The sequence below is a fragment of the Nocardia sp. NPDC052112 genome, assembly GCF_040680135.1.
In the GTDB taxonomy this organism is placed as follows: Bacteria; Actinomycetota; Actinomycetes; order Mycobacteriales; family Mycobacteriaceae; genus Nocardia.
Window position 1 is genome coordinate 18,073 of record NZ_JBFAWD010000019.1, and the last position, 17,604, is coordinate 35,676.

Consider the following 17,604-nt stretch of genomic DNA (forward strand, 5'->3'; position numbering starts at 1 on the left):
GAGCCCGTCAAGCGATTTTCCGGACGCACCGCCGCACAAACAGCCCGCAAACCATCGCCGGAATCCACACCTCTTGCCGACAACGAGCGAGAATGCGGGAAGCAGTCACGGTGCTCAGCCGAGCGGCAACCATCCATTTGCCGTGTACAGGTCCCCATCACCGAGTTCCCGATCATTGACCCCTGGGCCGACCCGCCCGTGATGCTCGTTCAGATCGGTGATCAGTTCCGAAACCGGATGCGAATCGCTGTAGTGGTAGCCCTGCGCCAGCGCGAAACCGAGTTCGGTCAGCACCGCGGCCTGGTATTCGGTCTCCACGCCCTCGGCGATCACCTGCAGGTCCAGTGCACTGCTCAGTGCGGCGATCACGCCGAGCAGCGGCGGTGCGGGCGAATCCGAACGGATCGCGGCGACGAAGGACTGGTCGACCTTGAGAATGTCGCTGGGCAGGGTGGCCAGGCGGCTCAGTGACGAATAGCCGGTGCCGAAGTCGTCGATCGCGATACGCACGCCGCGTTCGCGCAGGATGTGCAGATTCTCGATGGCTGTCTGGGATTCGGCCGCCAATTCGCTCTCGGTCACCTCGAGTACCAGCTGGTCGGCGGGCCAGCCGGTGCTGGCCAGGATATCGGCGACGCGGTCGGCATATCCGGTCTCGGCCAGTTCCAGGCCGCTGACATTCACATTCAGCGTCAGGTCGAGTTGAGCGAAGGTCTCCTGCAACCGGGCCGCGTCGGCACACGCCCGGCGCAGTACCAGCTCGTCCAGATCGGCGATGAGGTCGTACTCCTCGGCGACCCGGATCAGCCCCTCGGTGGTGACATCCGGCTGCGCACTCGACGACCAGCGCAGCAGCGCCTCGACACCGACCGCCTGACCGCCGCCCTCGGTCAGGCTGACGATCGGCTGGTAGTGCACATCGAGCGCGCCACGGTCGATCGCCTCGCGCAGCTCTACGGCCAGCGGCAACTGCCGCGACGACTCCAGCACCGTCCGGTTGCGCCCGGCCTGCTTGGCGCGGTACAGACCGACATCGGCCCGACTCACCAACAGCGAACCCGACTCACCTGGCTGCCACGACGTGACACCGGCCGAACATCCGGTGGTCACCGATGCCCGCAACTGCTCGGTCAGCAGAATCGCCGCCTGCTCGGTGGTGTTCGGCAACAGCAGCGCGAAGGCGTCACCGCCGTAGCGCGCCAGTCGCTGATCGGGCGCGAGCAATTTCGACCAGGTATCGGCGACCCGCTGCAGCACCGCATCACCCGCGCGATGGCCGAGGTGATCGTTGATCTTCCGGAAGCGGTCGAGGTCGACGAGCACCAACGCCAGCCCCTGACCGGTGCGGGTGGCGGTTTCGATCGCGCTGTTCAACGCCCGGTCGAAACCGCGCCGGTTGAGCAGGCCGGTGAGCACATCGATATCGGCCTCGGACGCCATTCGGGTCAGGATGCCCACAACCACACCGACCCCGAAGGTCACTCCCGCCGGAATCAACCCGGACCACCACGGCAGTGCGGGATGTATCGGCCGCGTTGGCATCACCCACAGGCACATGGCCATCGCGAAGGCTATGTGCGCGAATGCCTGTGGCCATGCGAAGAACAATGCGGCATCACAGGCCACGAATACATAGAAGGAGGCGAGACTGATCGCGCCGACGGTATTCGGGAACGCGTATACCGCGATCGTCACCAGTACCGTCGCGATCGCGACATAACCATGGTGAATCCCATGCGGCAACCGCGGACCCCAGCCGAGCAGGCTGAGCCCGAGCAGCAGCGCCACCGCGGCGGCGGTACCCACCAGCATTCGATTACCTTCGCTGCCCGGGGCAATTCCCGTGATCAGCAGGCCGAGCGCGCCCCCCATGACATAGAAGGCACCGGTGGTCCGGGACATGACCATCGCCGTCGCCAACGCAGACGCGGCCCGCACCCGCGTTCGGGTATCGCCGCGAGACCCGATTCCTCGCACGGGGAATAGCCTAGACATAACAATTACCGACAGTTGCCACATCCCGTGAATCCGGCATGGCGAACCCCTAGCTATTTACCTGTAAGCAATGTGGGACGGGCTATTCGGGCACGATTACCGCGGCGGTGTCAGCACGTCGGTACCGACAAACGGTACCAGCGCGGCGGGCACCCGCACCGAACCGTCGGCCTGTTGATGATTCTCCAGAATCGCCACAATCCAACGGGTGGTCGCCAGCGTACCGTTCAAAGTGGCTGCGATCTGCGGCTTTCCATTCTCGTCCCGATAGCGCACGGCCAGGCGGCGGGCCTGGAAGGTGGTGCAGTTCGAGGTCGAGGTGAGCTCCCGGTAGGTCTGCTGGGTGGGCACCCAGGCCTCGCAGTCGAATTTGCGCGCTGCCGAACTGCCCAGATCGCCGGCGGCGACATCGATGATTCGATAAGGTACCTCGACGGCCGCGAGCATGTCCTGCTCCCAGGCGAGTAGGCGCTTGTGTTCGGCCGCGGCCTCGTCGGGCGTGGTGAACACGAACATTTCGACCTTGTCGAATTGGTGCACCCGGATGATGCCGCGGGTGTCCTTGCCGTAGCTGCCCGCCTCGCGGCGGAAACACGACGACCAGCCCGCATAGCGCTTCGGGCCGGCGCTCAGGTCCAGGATCTCGTCCGAGTGGTAGCCCGCCAGCGGCACCTCCGAGGTGCCGACCAGGTACAGCTCGTCCTCCTCGAGGTGGTAGACCTCGGCGCTGTGCTGGCCGAGGAATCCGGTACCAGCCATGATCTCCGGACGCACCAACACCGGCGGAATCATCATGGTGAACCCGTTGGCCACCGCCTGCTGCGCGGCCAGTTGCAGCAGACCGAGCTGCAGTAGCGCACCGTAACCGGTCATGAAGTAGAAGCGCGTGCCCGAAACCTTCGCACCACGTTCCATATCGAACAGACCCAGCGATTCGCCGAGCTCCACATGGTCCTTGGGCTCGAAGTCGAATTCCCTTGGTGTGCCGATGGTCTCCAGCACGATGTAGTCGTCCTCGCCGCCCGCGGGCGCACCCTCCTGGACCACGTTCGAGATGGCACGATGCGCGGCGTCCATATCGGCATCGGCGGCGTGCTGCGCGGTCTCGGCCTCTTTGACCTTCGCCGACATCTCCTGCGCCTGTTCCAGCAGGACGGACCGTTCCTCCGGCTTCGCCTTGCCGATCAGCTTGCCCATCGCCTTGTGCTCGGCGCGCAGGTTGTCGGCGGTGGCCACCGCCGCACGGCGCGCCGCGTCCGCCTCTAGCAGGGCATCGACGAGGGCGGGGTCTTCGCCGCGGGCGCGCTGCGAGGCGCGGACCGCGTCGGGGTTGTCCCGCAGGAATCGGAGGTCGATCATGGGTGACCAGCCTAATGGTCGCGATATTGCGGTTTCACGCCGATATCCCAGGATGCGGACCGTCCCGGGGTGTACGCGCGCATAGTTGCCCTGTGGGCACAACTTTCGACGAAACCGCTATTGATAACGCAGTCGCCGATCTGGTTGCGGGCGAGAAGACCTGGGCGCATACCCCGCTGCGGCGGCGCCGGGAACTTCTCGACGATATCCACACCCGCACCGGCCGCTTCTCCCACGAATGGGTGCGGGCGGCGCGCACGATCAAGGGCCTGGCTCCGGACTCCCCGCTGGTCGGCGAGGAGTGGATGTCGGGTCCGATGACGCTGCTGCAGGCCACCGCCGCGCTGTCGACCACGCTCTCGGCGCTGGAGCAGGGGCGCAGTCCGCTCGATGGGTTCGAACTCACCGAGGCGCCGGGTGCGCGGGTCGCGGTGCCGATTCTGCCGCTCGATTTCTACGACCGGTTGCTCCTCAGCGGTTTCCATGGCGAAGTGTGGCTGCGCCCCGGCGTCGACGCCGATACCGCGCGCCGCCGCGCCGGACTCGCGCAACTCGATCCCACCGCGACCGGCGGTGTCGGTGCGGTCCTCGGCGCGGGCAATATCACCTCCATTCCGCCACTGGACGTGCTCTACGAGCTCTACGCCCACAACCGCGTGGTTGCGCTGAAGCTGAATCCGATCACCGACCCGCTGTTCACGGTGTACGAGATGGTCTTCGCACCGCTGATCGAACTCGGCGTGTTGCGGATACTGACCGGCGGGGCCGAGGCGGGCGGGTATCTGGCGCACCACAGCGACGTCGCGCATGTGCACATGACCGGCAGTATGCGGACCCACGACGCGATTGTCTGGGGTCCGGACGGCAAGGCCGCGGGCCGGCCGCTGCTGGACAAGCCGATTACCAGCGAACTCGGCGGCGTCTCTCCGACCATTGTGGTACCCGGCGAATGGGATGACGCCGATCTGCGCTTCCAGGCCGAACACATCGCGACCCAGCGGCTGCACAACGGCGGCTACAACTGCGTCGCCACCCAGGCGGTGGTGTTGAGCGCCCAGTGGCCGCAGAAGGACCGGTTCCTCGCCGAGCTTCGGGCCGCGATCGAACGCGCGCCACAGCGCCGGGCCTACTATCCGGGCAGCGACGATCGGGTCGCCGCGGCCTTGGATTCCTATCCGGATGCCGAGCGGCTCGGACCGGATCGCGAACGCGTGCTCGTCGAGAATCTGCCGTCGACCGAAACACCGCTGCTGCGCACCGAATACTTCTCGCCGGTGCTCGGTGTGGTCGAACTGCCGCATACCGGCGGTGAATTCCTGCAGTGCGCGGTCGATTTCGCGAACGACGAAGTGATCGGGACGCTCGGTGTCAATGTGCTCGCGCACCCGAACACCATCAAACGCCTCGGCATCGCCTTCGACCGCGCCGTCGAGCGGCTGCGCTACGGCGCTATCGCGGTGAATGCCTGGACCGCACTCGCCTTCCTGGCTCCGCGTGCGTCGTGGGGCGCGTACCCCGGTCACACGCTCGATGACGTGCAGAGCGGAATCGGCGTGGTGCACAACGCCTTTCTGCTCGACGATGTGGAACGCACAGTGGTGCGCGGCCCGTTCCGGCCGTCGCCTCGGTCGCTACTGCGCGGCGAGCTGGCGCTGTCGCCGAAGCCGCCCTGGTTCGTCGACAATGCGACTGCCGCCGCGACGGGACGCAAGCTGACCGAGTTCTACGCGACCGCCAATCCGGTGCGCCTGCCCGGCCTGTTCCTGTCCGCGTTCCGTGGATGACGCGCCGGCATAGGTTCGACCGGGGCGCTTCGGATCGATTCGACCAGGTCGTGGCACCGGCGATCAGACGCTGACATGATGGACCGCGATGTCTGCTGATGATGTGACCAAGGACCCGCACGAATCCGAGCCGCCCTCGGGCGAGTGGTCGCGCGCGGAATCGTTCCCGCAGTCGGTGATCATCGACCGCGACGTCGTCGCCGACGGCACGTTGCATCTGTCCGCGCCCAAGCTGCGTTGGGTACTGCTCGCGGCGGCGGCCGGCGCCGTCATCATCTCGTTGGTCGGCCTGTTCATCACCGGCTACGACAACGACAAGGGACTCGAGGCGCACAATCCGGGTTCGCCCGGCCAAACCGCCCTGGACAAGGAGTTCGGCACCGCGGCGAAGGGCGATTGCCTGAGCTGGAGCAAACAGGACCGCGGCGATCTGGTGAAGGTCGCCTGCTCCAGCAAGCATCTGTTCGAGGTCGCGGCGGATGTCGATATGTCCAAGTATCCCGGTGTGGAATTCGGTCCCGGCTCACGCTTTCCGGACTCGCTGCGACTGACCGAACTCAAGGAGGAGCACTGCGGCCCCGCCGTCGAGCAGTACTTGAGCGGCAAGTTCGATCCGCGCGGCCGCTATGTGGTCGGCCTGATGTACCCGAGTCCGGACGGGTGGAAGCACGGCGATCGAACACTGCGCTGCGGACTCCAGTTCTCCGGTAGCACCGGCACCCCGCTGCCGACCAACGGCGCCGCCGCCGAACACGATCAGTCGAAGGTCTTCGATCCGGGCACCTGCCTCGGCATCAATCAGAATCTGCCGACCGATCCGGTGGATTGCGCGCAGGCGCACGCCGTCGAGATCGTGTCCACCGTCGACCTCGGCCAGCACTTCTCCGGCGCCCCGCCCGCCAAGGACGACCAGGACAAGTTCATGGAGGACGAGTGCGCCCGCGCGGCCAACGATTATCTCGGCGCACCCGACGCGGTACGCAATAAGACGCTGACGCTGTTCTTCGACTACCTCGACGCGCGCAGTTGGCTGGCGGGCAGCCACAAATTGGACTGCATGATCGGAAAGGGCACCGACCGTGAGGGTTTCGCGCCGATCACCGGAACGGCGAAGGGCGACATCCTGATCAACGGTCAGGCTCCGGTGCCGCCGCCGAACTCCGGACGCTCGACTCCCGCCCCGCTGCCCGGCGCCGCGCCGCTGCCACCACAGCCGCAACCGCGCTGATGTCGGTAACCATGTCCGCGAACCGGTTCGAGGAGCTGGTCGGCGATGCGCTCGATCTCATTCCACCGGAGTTGGCCCGCGCCATCGACAATGTGGTCGTGCTGATCGAACCGCGCGACCCGGAGGATCCGCATCTGCTCGGGCTGTATCACGGAGTCGCATTGACCGAACGCGACAGTCACTACGGCGGTTCACTACCCGACACCGTAACCATCTATCGCGAGGCGATTCTCGACATCTGCGGCGATGAGCGTGAGGTCGTCGAGGAGGTCGCGATCACTGTGATCCATGAGATTGCACACTATTTCGGCATTGACGAAGACCGGTTGCATGAGCTGGGATGGGGCTAGTCTTATCCAAGCTGTATTCGGGCTCGGCTCGACGAGCACGAAACCAGCACGGATGACCGGAAGAAACTTGGGGATTCGATGGAACCGATCGCGTTGCTGTCGCGTCCTATCACTCGAAGGGGGAATTCTCGTGGTTCCGCCCCATAGCCACTAGAAGGAGTCGAGTCATGGTTGGACATGTACTGATCTCGCCCGAGGCCATTCTCGCCGCCGCGGCCGAACTCGATCTGGTCGCCGAGCGGCTGGCCGCAGCGTCCATGATCACCGCGCCGGGGACGCACGTGATCCCGTCGGGTACCGAAGAGGTGTCGATCGTGGCCGCCAGCCACTTCAACCAGGGCGCGGTGACCCACGATCACTCCATCGCCCAGGGCATTCTCGAACTGCACCATGCTGCACAGACACTGCGAATGCAGCTGGCTCAGCACATCGCCGGTGACGTCGTGCGCGCCGCCGGAGTCAACGCTATCCAGGTCTAGCCCGTACCGCTGTCCTCAACCACCATTCAGACATTCAGGGGAGTTATAAGCATGGTTGCAGGAGTTACCGGCGTCCTGTGGATCGCCCGGCCATCCGAAATCAACTCGGCCACCCTTCACGCGGGCGCGCACGCGGTCCCGATTTCGGCCGCCGCCACCGCATGGGGTGCGCTCACCGCCGCCTGGGTCGACGCGACGACAACCGTTGCACGCGTCATGGCCGAACTGGGCGTCGGCATGCAGGGCGTCAACGGTATCGCCGCGCTCGGCAAGCTGACCGGATTCCTCGGCTGGTCCGAACAGCAGGGCGTGCAGTCCGCGGCGATGGGCGGCAAGGCCGCGGCGAACGTCATCGCGTACGGCGTTGCCGCGCTCGCGATGCCGAGTCCGCCCGAAATCGCGGCCGTCAATACCGCGCTGGCCGCCTCGGCGAACCCGGCCGGTGCCGTCAGCGGCGCCTATGAGGCCGCCGAGGTCGCCAGGCACGCCATGGATATCCGCGCGGCGCTGGTGATGGAGACCTATGAGGCGGCGACCTCGGCGATGGTGGCTACGCCCGCCGAGTTCCTGATGCCGCCGCCGATCGCTGCGGGTGCGGGCCAGGCCAATTCGAGCGGGACCGCCGATGCCGCGTTCGGAGCGCCCACCGACCCGATCTCGACTGCGGTCGCCGCCGTGCAGGCGTTCGTATCCAACCCGGGTGTGGCCAGTGCCGCCACGCAGGCCGCGCAGGCAGTCGGTTCGGTGGTCAGCACCGGTGTGTCGACGGTCGGCAGTGTGGCGACCAATGCGGTCACCGCCGTGGCAAGCACGCCGATGACCACCATGGCCCCGATGGCGATGGGTGGCGCAATGGCCGCGGCGGGCAGTGCGACCGCGACCCGTGCGGTCTCATTTTCCGGCACCTTCGCCGGTGCGGGCGGCACCCAGCTCAAACTGCCGGAAGGCTGGGGTACGGGCAGCGTGATCGGCGGCAACAGCGCGACAGCGGTACCCGAGACGGTCGCATCTGTCGACGCCACCCCGGCCCGGTCGATCAACAACAGCACGGGCAACCCGCTGCTGGGGAATCAGGCCCGTGACGGCGAGGACGACGAGTCCGAGCATGACAGCAAGGTCGACCTGCGGGCCGATCACTTCACCGATGGCCGCTTGGCCGCCGATGGCGTGATCGGCGCCAACGCCGGGACGGTTGGGTGACCGTCCTCGGTGCCAGTGGTGGGCCGTCCGCACTCGAGGCGGTTGTGCTCTCGCCCGACGAGATCCAGTTTCTCCGCGAGAAACTGGATCTCGATGACCTTCCGGTTGTGCTGAACGCATACGCCCGCTTCGACAGTGTGCCCACACATCAAGCCGCAATGGCCGCCGCTGCCGAGTCACTCGAACAGCGGGACCTGCTGATCGACAACGGGGTTCAGCCCGACTTGGAGGACCGACTGCGGGTACTGAATCGGCCACACTGGATCGTCGCCATGCGGCTGATCGTCGAGGGGTACGTGAGTCGTTTCTGTCTGGCGAAGGGCGACGACCTTGCCGTCGTTACACTTCGCGGACAGGACTCCTATGTGCTCGACGAAGTGGGAATTGACCTGGCCGGCACCGTGGTTGCGGCGCTCGGCACGGCCAAGCCACTCGAGCTCTACGGCATGAACGCACCGACCGAGGAGCTTGCCACGATCTTCCAGGACCTCGGCGATGCCAATGCCACCGCCGAACGACTCGCAAAGGTCGGCAAACCCGCGCAGGACGCGCACACCCTCGCCTCGGCCGTGGTCGAAATCCATTCACATGCTCAGATCACCGCCGTGCTCTACGGGGACGGCACCCGCGACATCGTCGAGAACCACATCGCCGTCTTCAATACCCGCAATGGGCGATTCATCTCGACAACGAGCGTGGCCGATGACGGCACCAAGTGGTCGTCGCTGGCCAGCGGTACTCCCGCCCGTCTGCGCGCCGCGGTGGAGGATCTGATCCACTCGTTGCCGGAGCGGGAAGAGTTTCCGAGGAATCCGAAGTTCGCCTGAGGTGTTGCCGCGGGGTCGGGCAGTGCAGGATCCGGGTGCGATAAGGCGGTCTCCGGTGGGCGCGGATCAGTCGTTGCCGTTGGCGCGCAGCATTTGTAGGCGGGCGTGCAGCGTGTCCATGTGGCCGGTAGTGAACTGGATACCGCTATCGGTATCCGGCTCACGCTCGTAATCGCCGGCTTCCGAACGCTCCTCGAGGTGCTCTCGAATCGCCTGCAGCACGTAAAACGGTATTGAATCCTCTTCCCTCAGTAGCTGTATGGTGCGCTGTGGCTCGTCGGAAATGATCGTGGAGTCCGCCATGTGCTGCGTGACAATGCGCCTCCGCCGGGGAATCCCGACCGACAGCGGTGAGGTGCACGGCATATGCGAGCTCACCAGATGTCCCATGGCAGAACAGGATTCGGCTGTCGGCACTGGCGGGGCCACAGCATTCCGACGAGCACCAGCCCATGGAGCACTGCGCCCCGCAGTATTCAGCCCATGGGGTCGTCGGCGGTGGGTGATACCTCGTAGGCGAAGGGTGGGGTGAATCGACCCCAGCGGATGCACTCCCAGCCACCGACAGGGCGGGGCACGAGTTCGATGGTTTCGGTGTTGTCGAGGTGGTTGTTCGTGGTGAACGGCGGTGCCACGCCGCTGAGGTTGCGGGAGACCAGGCGCATGGCGGCACCGTGGCTGACCAGCAGAATGTCGCCGTCGCTGCCATCGGTCAGGTATTTGACGCGCAGATCCTCGACGACCGGTAGGAAGCGGGCCAGAACGTCGTATCCGGATTCGCCGCCAGGGACCCGTTCGGCGAGATCGCCTTCGTGCCAGGCGCGGTAGATCCGCTGGAAACGCGAGTGGGCTTCCTCGGTGTTGAGGCCTTCCAGTTCGCCGACCTGAATTTCTTGGATGCCATCGAGGACCTCGACGGGCACGCCGGTCGCCGCCTCGATGTATCCGGCGGTCTGTCGGGCCCGCAGCGCGGCCGAGGAGAACAGCGCCTTCGGCGGTCTCCGCAGACTCGAGCCGAATGTCTTCGCTTGGGCCGCACCGCGTTCGGTGAGCGGTAGGCCGGGGATGCGGGTGTCCAAGATCTTGGCGACGTTGCCTTCGGTCTCGCCATGTCGGACGAGTACCAATCTGCCTGTCATAGGTCGGCCACCCCCTTACGCAATTGGGTCAGCCACTCGGCGGCCGGTTCATCCGAGGGCGGTGGGGTTCCGGTCGCCGAGGTCGCGGGCCAGGAGCCGAGGAAACGGATCCGCGCCGTGCGGTGCAGTGCCTTGAGTGCCTCGGCGACCGCGGTGTCATCGATATGCCCGACGCAGTCGAGGTAGAAGCGGTAGGTGCCCATACCGGTTCGGGTGGGCCGGGATTCGATTCTGGTGAGATCGATACCGCGGGTGGCGAATTCGGCGAACGCGCGCATGAGGGAGCCCGGTTCGTTGGGCAGCTCGAGCACGATCGAGGTGCGGTCGGTACCGGTTGCGGTCGGCGCGACGCGCGGACGGGTCACCAGCACGAAGCGGGTGATCGCTTGGTCGTGGTCGGCGACACCCGATGCCAGTGCCGTCAGGCCGAGGCGTGCACCGGCCAGCGCGGTGGAGACCGCGGCATCCGCCCGACCGGCCGCGACGTCCTCGGCGGCAGCCGCATTCGATGCCGAGGTGAACATCTCGACATCCGGCAGCGTGCGCGATATCCAGAGCCGCACCTGCGCACCGGCGACCGGATAGGCGGCCAGGGTGCGCACATCCGCGAGTTCCGTCCCCGGCTTGGCCAGGATCGCGAAGCTCACTTCGAGTTCGGTTTCGGCGACGATCTGCAATCGCGGACCGATCGCCAGCGAATCCAGGGTCGCCGAAATGGAGCCCTCGACCGAACTCTCGATCGGCACGACGGCACCCTCGACCTCACCGGACCGAATCAGATCGAGCGCCGCACCTTGACTGGGCGCGGCAATCCGCTCGACCGGTCCGTCGAAGGCTTGCGAGGACTCGAGTTTGGCGAGGGCCATCTCGGTAAAGGTTCCGGACGGCCCGAAGTACGCGATTCGCGGCACGGTTACGACATTACTTGCGTGTGCGGAGGATGCTCAGAGTTCCAGCCAGATCGTGCGGCGCATCGGTTTCGATCGCCAGCAACACGCTGCGCGCCGCCTCGACCGCGGGCGGCTTCAAAGAGGTCAGGAAGGCGATATCGGGCCGGGCCAGCGCCGCCCGAATATCCTCGCCGCACAGTGCCGCAACCGTTCCCGCAACGATAGCCAGTGCCCGCTCCCCATCGGATGTGCGCGCAATGAACCCACCATCCGAATGTGCGACCTCGACCAGAAAATCCGCGACCTCCCCATCGCCGATATCCGCGTCGAGAACCCGAACACCCGCCGCCGCGGTCCCGACCGGCCGCACCAGCTCCTCATCCAAACTCCGCCGCGCTGCCGACGGCGCCGCCAACGAAAGCAACACCGGCTCCCCTGTCACCCCGTGCGCCGCCCGCACTCCATCCGCCATACCCCAACCGTAACCACGCCCGCCCATTACCCATCTCCCAAGTGGGAAGCGGTTGCGGAAAGCGAGGACGTCACTTAGCTTAGGTTTACCTAATTTCTCCGCATGGCTTGTACTGGAGGTCTGCATGTTGAAGCCGACTGTCGCACCGTCTACCGCTGAGCGGGTTCGGAGTGCGTGTGCCCATGCGGAGCAAGCGGTACTGGCGATGCCGGGCATTGATCCGACGCCGATTTCGGTCCATCACGTGCGCCAGTGCGGGGATGCGGTGATCGCGGTGCCGACCGCGTCCATGGCGGCGGTATTGGCCGGGAGTTCCGGTGAGAACGGTGCGCCCGCGGTGCTGGAGCTCACCGATCACGCGCCGCTGCCGCTGCGGGAGCCGGTGCGGGCGCTGGTGTGGCTGCGCGGATGGGTGCGGGCGGTGCCGACGCAGGCGCTGCGGGCGCTGGCCACCGAGGTCGCCAAGGACCATCCGCACCCCGACCTGCTCGATGTCGGCCACAGCTCGACCCTGCTACGCGTGGTGATCAACTCCGCGGTGGTGGCCGACTCGACCGGCGCCGAATCCGTCTGCGTCGACGAACTCCGACTCGCCCAACCGGATCCGTTCTGCGCACTGGAATCGGCCTGGCTGCAGCATATGGACGCCGACCACGCCGATATCATCGCCCAACTCGCCCGCCACCTCCCGCCGCGCCTGCAGACCGGCGCGGTGCACCCACTGGCCATCGACCGCTATGGCGTGACCCTGCGCATCGAAGGTCACGACGGTGACCACGACTTCCGACTCCCCTTCAATGCTCCCGCCGACGATATCGAATCCCTCAGCCGCGCCGTCCGCACCCTTGCGGGCTGCCCTTTCCTGAACGGACTCCGCCGCATCTGATTCGGATCGCAGGCACCCGGCCCGTATAGCAAACCGGCAGGCCAGGCCCGAATCGATAGCAAGGTAGGCGGACCTCGAAGCGCTGATCAGCACGACGCGACCGGCCAGGCGCCCGCTGGATCACCGAGGGCAATAGATTCGGACGCATGCGTGCGGAGACCGGTTCCGGGTGGGATGAGCCCGAGCTGAGCGATCGGGAGCGGCTGGCAATTCGGCTCGAAATCCTGGTCGTGCTGGTGGTCACATTCGGGCTGAGTGGGTTGAATGCGGCATTGTCGTTGCTCGAGAGCGCGCTGTCGCCGGGTGGGGTGGGCGGGCAGACCGTCGCGCTGAATCCGACGCGGGCGGCGCAATCCACCATCGACCTGTTGTTTCAGCTGCTCAGTGCGTTGCGCCTGGTCGGGTGGGCGGCACTCGGGCTGTATCTGTTGTGGCGCAGCGGGATCGGACCGCGATTGATCGGATTGGCCAGGGTCCGTTGGCGTTCGGATGTGCTGCCGGGGCTGATTCTCGCGGCGGTCATCGGGCTGCCAGGGCTCGGCCTGTACCTGACCGCACATGCATTGGGGTTCAGCGTGACGATCGTGCCGAGTTCGCTCGGTGACCACTGGTGGCGGTTGCCCGCACTCATCCTGTCCGCGTGCGCGAATGCGGCGGCCGAGGAAATCCTGGTAGTGGCCTATCTCATAACTCGGCTGCGCAGACTCGGCTGGTCGGAGCACCGGTCACTGCTGGCATCGGCATTGCTGCGCGGTAGCTATCACCTATATCAGGGCGTGGGCGGTGGGCTCGGCAATCTGGTCATGGGGGTGATTTTCGGCCGGTTCTGGCAGCGCACCAACCGACTGTGGCCGCTGGTGCTGGCCCACGCGACGATCGATGCGGTCGCCTATATCGGCTACACATTGCTGCGCGGTCACGTTTCCTGGTTGCCGTAACGTCCGCGTCCGCGGCACGAATTTATCGACGAGCGCTCACCCGAGCGCACCAGCTTCCGGCCGCTCGTCAAGCCCCCCGACGGCCCTCGAACAGTAGAGTCTGTGTGATGAACGGCGACGACCCCCAGCGCTACCCGCGGACGCGCCGGGTGCCGCAACCCTTCGGAGATCCCGGTGCGCCGTCCATGCCGCCGCAGCGGCGCGAACCCCATCCGCCGGGTCGTCGCGGCTCCGGCCCGGATCCGAGGCATATCGACCCCACCAAGGTCATCCGCCGCGACGGGTCGGATAACGGACCGCCACTGGCGTATTCGCAGGTACCGCCCGAAATGCGTAGGCCGCCACGCAATTCCCGGCCCCCTCATGTACCGACTCGGCAGCCGCACCACGCGGCCCAGCCGCGCGGCGTTCCCGGCTATGCGCCGCCTCAGCAGCCGGTTCCTTATCAGGAACCGCAGAATCGCCGCCGCGATGTACCCCCGCCGCCGCCCGCCCTGCCGCCGTCGCGCCGCGAACGCGAACCCCGCCCGCCGCGCCGCCGTCGCAAACTGCATCTGTTCCGCTGGTTCCTAGTGCTTTTGGTGGTACTGGTCCTCGCGGTGGTCGGCGCCGTCGTCAAACTCGACGGTTCGCTCAATCGGATCGACGCACTCGCCGACTATTCCGACCGCGTCGGCGACACCCCGGGCACGAACTGGCTGCTCGTCGGCTCCGACGGCCGAGCCGGTCTCACCCCCGATCAGGAACAGGAACTCGCCACCGGTGGTGAGGTCGGACCCGAGCGCACCGACACGATCATGCTGGTGCACATTCCGAAATCGGGTTCGACCACGCTGGTCAGCCTGCCGCGCGACTCATATGTGAGCATTCCTGGCCACGGCAAGGACAAACTCAACGCCGCCTTCGCCTTCGGCGGCGCACCGCTGCTGGTGCAGACCGTCGAAACCGCCACCGGCGTGCATATCGATCACTACGCGCAGATCGGCTTCGGCGGCTTCGCGGGCATTGTCGATACCCTCGGCGGCATCGATGTCTGCGTGCCCAAGGCCATCGATGATCCGCTCGCGGGCATCAATCTTGCCGCCGGGTGCCAAACTCTCGACGGACCGCAGGCATTAGGTTTCGTCCGCAGCCGAGCGACCGCCCTCGCCGATGTCGACCGGATGAACAACCAGCGCCTGTTCATGGCCGCCCTGCTGAAGAAGGCGACCGGGGCGGGCACGCTGGCCAATCCGTTCACGCTGTGGCCGCTGGCGCGGGATACCGCGAAATCGCTGAAGGTCGATAAGGGCGATCACATCTGGAATCTCGGCCAGCTCGGTTGGGCGATGCGCGGCGATACCGTGGCGACCACCGTACCGATCGGCGGCTTCACCGATACCGATAGCGGAAATGTATTGCTGTGGGATAAGCAACGTGCGGGTCAGTTCTTCGACGACCTCGCGAAGGACCAGCCGATCCCGGACGATCTGCTGACGAGGTAGCGTCGGGCGTATGTCCGATACCGAATCCGACGAGCCGTTCCCGGACCTGCTACGCGACCAGATCCGGCGTGGCTTCACCGCCTCGCAGCAGTATCTGGCCGCGGCGGTCTACTTCGATTCGAATCGCCTGCCGCAGTTGGCCAAGCACAGCTACGGCAAATCCGCCGAGCACCGCTCGCACGCCCTGCGCATGGTGCAGTACCTGCTGGACCGCAATCTCGAGGTGCAGGTCGGCGGCCTCGACGATGTGCGGTCCACCTTCGAATCACCGCGCGGCGCCGTCGTTTTCCTGCTGGAATCCGAGCGCGCCCGCAATACGCAGATCACCGAATTGGCCAGGACCGCGCGGGTCTCCGGCGACTACCTCGGCGAGCAGTTCATTCAGTGGTTCCTCAAGGAACAGGTGGAGGACGTCGCCGGGATGACCACCCTGCTGACCGTCATCGATCGTGCCGCGGGCGATCTGTTCGACGTCGAGGAGTTCATCGCACGTGAGGTGCGCACCACACCGCGCGCCGATATTTCCGCACCGAGAATGGCGGGCGCGAGTAAGAATTAATTAGGCAACACTAGCCTCAATAAGGCTGCACTTGGATGACACGCGGCCTGACCAGCGCTAATGTCGCAACTATGTCCAGCCATCCGGAGTCTCCACGCAGCAAATTTCACGGTCTGCTCCACGATCAGATCCGGCACGAATTCAATGCCGAGCATCAATACATCGCGATCGCGGTGTGGTTCGACAATGCGGATCTGCCGCAGCTGGCCAAGCGTTTCTATGCGCAGGCGGTCGAAGAGCGTAATCACGCGATGATGATCGTGCAATACTTCCTGGACCGGGACATCAGCGTAGAACTTTCCGGCATCGATCCCGCGAAATCGCAATTCGAGAATGCTCGCGAACCGATCGCGCTGGCCCTCGCACAGGAAAAGAACGTCACCGATCAGATCATCCAGTTGGCGAGCACGGCCCGCGAAGAGGGCGATTACCTAGGGGAGCAGTTCATGCAGTGGTTCCTCAAGGAACAGGTGGAGGAGGTCGCCAATATGACGACCCTGCTCACCATCGCCGATCGCGCCGGGTCGAACCTGTTCGACCTGGAGGATTTCGTCGCTCGTGAAATGAATGGTCCGAGCGATGCTTCCGGCGCTCCCTCCGTTGCGGGCGGCAGCATTTAATTCACGACTGGCGAATCAGGGCCGTCTCGTCGCGACGAGACGGCCTTGTCGCTGTGATTCGAGCGGGGTCGCGACCCCGCGGTCCGCGTAACGGCTTTATGCGGCGCTCATGGAGCTGAGCAGCGTCTTGAGCAGCGTCAGAATGGCTTCCATGATGGTCCTACTTTCCTCATCTTTTGGTGAGACTTCGCTCACCACCACCAGCTTTCGGTGATGCAGAGAACCTAGCCGAGCGATGATTAGAAAGGAGTGTGTTTCACAAAATTCTTCGTGATTTTTTCGAAATCACCGCAGGGTGACCTGACGCGACCGCAGCCCGTCCCGAGAGCGGCGCTCGTCCGCCGAGAGCGGAGCATCATCGGCCAGCGCCGCCGCCAGGCGTTCGCCGAACTCGATCGCCGGTTTGGTCCACTCGCTGGCATGCAGTTCCGGATCCAGGTCGAACACCGGGACCAGCAGGCCGTGCGTGCGGAACGAGCCCGCGAAACGGGAGCCATCGCCGAGATGCAGTCCACCAGATGCGTGCAACCGCGCGAGCGCCAACATCAGATCGTCCTCGTCCTCCGGGCGCACCCAGCGCAGATGCGCCTTATCACCGGCATCGACCCACCAGCCCGCGCCGATCGAATCGGGGCCGAGATCCAGTCGTGCGGATGGCATGATCGCCTGCTTGGCCTGTTCGATGGTCGCGGCGACCTGCGGATCGGGCTGCACGCCCTCGGGCACCCACCAGTCGAAGTCCTGGTGCACGGTCAGTTCCAACTTTGCGTCCGCATCGATCACATCGGCCAATCGCGGTCCCCCAGCGGCGCTTTCGGCCACGGTCAGCGATTCGCCGGGCTCGGCGGACTGCGTCCACAGGATCGCCGCAGCGATATCGGCGGCCGGATCCGGACCCTGGAATTGCACCTGCGTCGCGACGTATCCGGTCGGCGGCTCGCCCGCCCGCACCAATCCGGCGACCGCGCCCGGCAATACCGTGGCCAGCACGACGGAACGCTCCGCCGCGATATCGGACGACAGCGGCAGCGTCGCGGTCGCCGACGGCACGAATTCGCGCATCGCGACCAGATCGCACTCCGCGGCCAGCCCTTCGAACGGACGCACACCGGCCTGTGCCGCCTGCACTTCCAGTGCCGCCCGCCGCTCGGCGAGACGCTGGGCCCGGTTCCCTCCGGGCTTCGGACTATTGCGCTTGCTTTTACCCACGGCAGGTCAAAATACAGTGTTTGATTGCCGCGCCTACGGCGCGGCGTGTTCGCGGCCCCTGGTGTCTCGCGTCCGAGCCGTCGAGACTCCCGACTTCGTCGCATGCGCTCCGACGACTCAGACGCGAGACGGACCGCGAACGTCGCTCGTAACACTCGCTCCGATGTGGTCATTGCTGGCGGAGT

At 65.7% G+C, this 17,604-nt stretch carries 18 protein-coding genes; 11 read left to right on the forward strand and 7 right to left on the reverse strand.

What is annotated here, in order from left to right:
* Positions 1 to 114: 114 nt before the first annotated feature.
* Both AB0L58_RS30650 and serS read right to left on the reverse strand, forming a co-directional pair.
* Positions 115 to 1,902, reverse strand: coding sequence for a bifunctional diguanylate cyclase/phosphodiesterase (locus AB0L58_RS30650; protein ID WP_364392005.1), 1,788 nt, complete (start codon positions 1,900 to 1,902; stop codon positions 115 to 117).
* Positions 1,903 to 2,091: 189 nt separating this feature from the next.
* Positions 2,092 to 3,354, reverse strand: a complete 1,263-nt coding sequence (serS, locus tag AB0L58_RS30655; protein ID WP_364392007.1) for a serine--tRNA ligase — start codon at positions 3,352 to 3,354, stop codon at positions 2,092 to 2,094.
* Between the two features lie 92 nt (positions 3,355 to 3,446).
* Between serS and AB0L58_RS30660 the strand changes: the two genes are divergently transcribed.
* The 6 genes from AB0L58_RS30660 (at position 3,447) to AB0L58_RS30685 (ending at position 9,222) form a co-directional block, all read left to right on the forward strand.
* A complete protein-coding gene (locus AB0L58_RS30660; RefSeq protein ID WP_364392009.1) occupies positions 3,447 to 5,138 on the forward strand; it encodes an aldehyde dehydrogenase family protein in 1,692 nt (563 codons plus the stop codon).
* 88 nt (positions 5,139 to 5,226) lie between these two features.
* The gene (locus AB0L58_RS30665) at positions 5,227 to 6,366 is read left to right on the forward strand and encodes a septum formation family protein (protein WP_364392011.1); all 1,140 of its coding nucleotides are present in this window, start codon (positions 5,227 to 5,229) and stop codon (positions 6,364 to 6,366) included.
* On the forward strand, positions 6,366 to 6,716 hold the full coding sequence (locus AB0L58_RS30670; RefSeq protein ID WP_364392013.1) for a metallopeptidase family protein: 351 nt from the start codon (positions 6,366 to 6,368) through the stop codon (positions 6,714 to 6,716). The genes AB0L58_RS30665 and AB0L58_RS30670 overlap by 1 nt, the downstream gene beginning before the upstream one ends.
* 167 nt (positions 6,717 to 6,883) lie before the next feature.
* Positions 6,884 to 7,195, forward strand: coding sequence for a PE domain-containing protein (locus AB0L58_RS30675; RefSeq protein ID WP_364392015.1), 312 nt, complete (start codon positions 6,884 to 6,886; stop codon positions 7,193 to 7,195).
* Between the two features lie 51 nt (positions 7,196 to 7,246).
* Positions 7,247 to 8,395 carry a PPE domain-containing protein gene (locus AB0L58_RS30680; protein WP_364392017.1) on the forward strand — a complete coding sequence of 383 codons (1,149 nt, stop codon included), beginning with the start codon at positions 7,247 to 7,249 and terminating at the stop codon, positions 8,393 to 8,395.
* Positions 8,392 to 9,222: an ESX secretion-associated protein EspG gene (locus AB0L58_RS30685; RefSeq protein ID WP_364392019.1), complete on the forward strand. Its 831-nt coding sequence runs from the start codon at positions 8,392 to 8,394 to the stop codon at positions 9,220 to 9,222. The genes AB0L58_RS30680 and AB0L58_RS30685 overlap by 4 nt, the downstream gene beginning before the upstream one ends.
* A gap of 66 nt (positions 9,223 to 9,288) precedes the next feature.
* Here the strand turns inward: AB0L58_RS30685 and AB0L58_RS30690 are convergent, their stop codons facing one another.
* The 4 genes from AB0L58_RS30690 to AB0L58_RS30705 all read right to left on the reverse strand — a co-directional run bounded on the left by AB0L58_RS30690 (position 9,289) and on the right by AB0L58_RS30705 (position 11,723).
* The gene (locus tag AB0L58_RS30690; protein ID WP_364392021.1) at positions 9,289 to 9,612 is read right to left on the reverse strand and encodes a hypothetical protein; all 324 of its coding nucleotides are present in this window, start codon (positions 9,610 to 9,612) and stop codon (positions 9,289 to 9,291) included.
* Positions 9,613 to 9,698: 86 nt separating this feature from the next.
* Entirely contained in the window at positions 9,699 to 10,361 is a 663-nt protein-coding gene (locus AB0L58_RS30695) for a histidine phosphatase family protein (RefSeq protein ID WP_364392024.1), read from the reverse strand.
* Positions 10,358 to 11,272 (reverse strand): prephenate dehydratase, encoded by a 915-nt coding sequence (pheA, locus tag AB0L58_RS30700; RefSeq protein WP_364392026.1) that lies wholly within the window; start codon positions 11,270 to 11,272, stop codon positions 10,358 to 10,360. Before pheA ends, AB0L58_RS30695 begins: the two co-directional genes overlap by 4 nt.
* 10 nt (positions 11,273 to 11,282) lie before the next feature.
* Positions 11,283 to 11,723, reverse strand: coding sequence for a hypothetical protein (locus AB0L58_RS30705; RefSeq protein WP_364392028.1), 441 nt, complete (start codon positions 11,721 to 11,723; stop codon positions 11,283 to 11,285).
* A gap of 124 nt (positions 11,724 to 11,847) precedes the next feature.
* Here AB0L58_RS30705 and AB0L58_RS30710 point away from each other — a divergent pair, with 124 nt between their 5' ends.
* The 5 genes from AB0L58_RS30710 (at position 11,848) to AB0L58_RS30730 (ending at position 16,210) form a co-directional block, all read left to right on the forward strand.
* Positions 11,848 to 12,609 carry a DUF2470 domain-containing protein gene (locus AB0L58_RS30710; protein WP_364392030.1) on the forward strand — a complete coding sequence of 254 codons (762 nt, stop codon included), beginning with the start codon at positions 11,848 to 11,850 and terminating at the stop codon, positions 12,607 to 12,609.
* A 146-nt stretch (positions 12,610 to 12,755) separates the two neighbouring features.
* Positions 12,756 to 13,547, forward strand: coding sequence for a CPBP family intramembrane glutamic endopeptidase (locus AB0L58_RS30715; protein ID WP_364392032.1), 792 nt, complete (start codon positions 12,756 to 12,758; stop codon positions 13,545 to 13,547).
* A gap of 107 nt (positions 13,548 to 13,654) precedes the next feature.
* Positions 13,655 to 15,031 carry an LCP family protein gene (locus AB0L58_RS30720; RefSeq protein ID WP_364392034.1) on the forward strand — a complete coding sequence of 459 codons (1,377 nt, stop codon included), beginning with the start codon at positions 13,655 to 13,657 and terminating at the stop codon, positions 15,029 to 15,031.
* 10 nt (positions 15,032 to 15,041) lie between these two features.
* Positions 15,042 to 15,590: a ferritin gene (locus tag AB0L58_RS30725; RefSeq protein WP_364392036.1), complete on the forward strand. Its 549-nt coding sequence runs from the start codon at positions 15,042 to 15,044 to the stop codon at positions 15,588 to 15,590.
* A gap of 71 nt (positions 15,591 to 15,661) precedes the next feature.
* Positions 15,662 to 16,210 carry a ferritin gene (locus tag AB0L58_RS30730; RefSeq protein ID WP_364392318.1) on the forward strand — a complete coding sequence of 183 codons (549 nt, stop codon included), beginning with the start codon at positions 15,662 to 15,664 and terminating at the stop codon, positions 16,208 to 16,210.
* 285 nt (positions 16,211 to 16,495) lie between these two features.
* On the opposite strand, the gene AB0L58_RS30735 is transcribed toward AB0L58_RS30730, so the two are convergent.
* A complete protein-coding gene (locus AB0L58_RS30735) occupies positions 16,496 to 17,419 on the reverse strand; it encodes a DUF5926 family protein (protein ID WP_364392038.1) in 924 nt (307 codons plus the stop codon).
* Positions 17,420 to 17,604 lie beyond the last annotated feature (185 nt).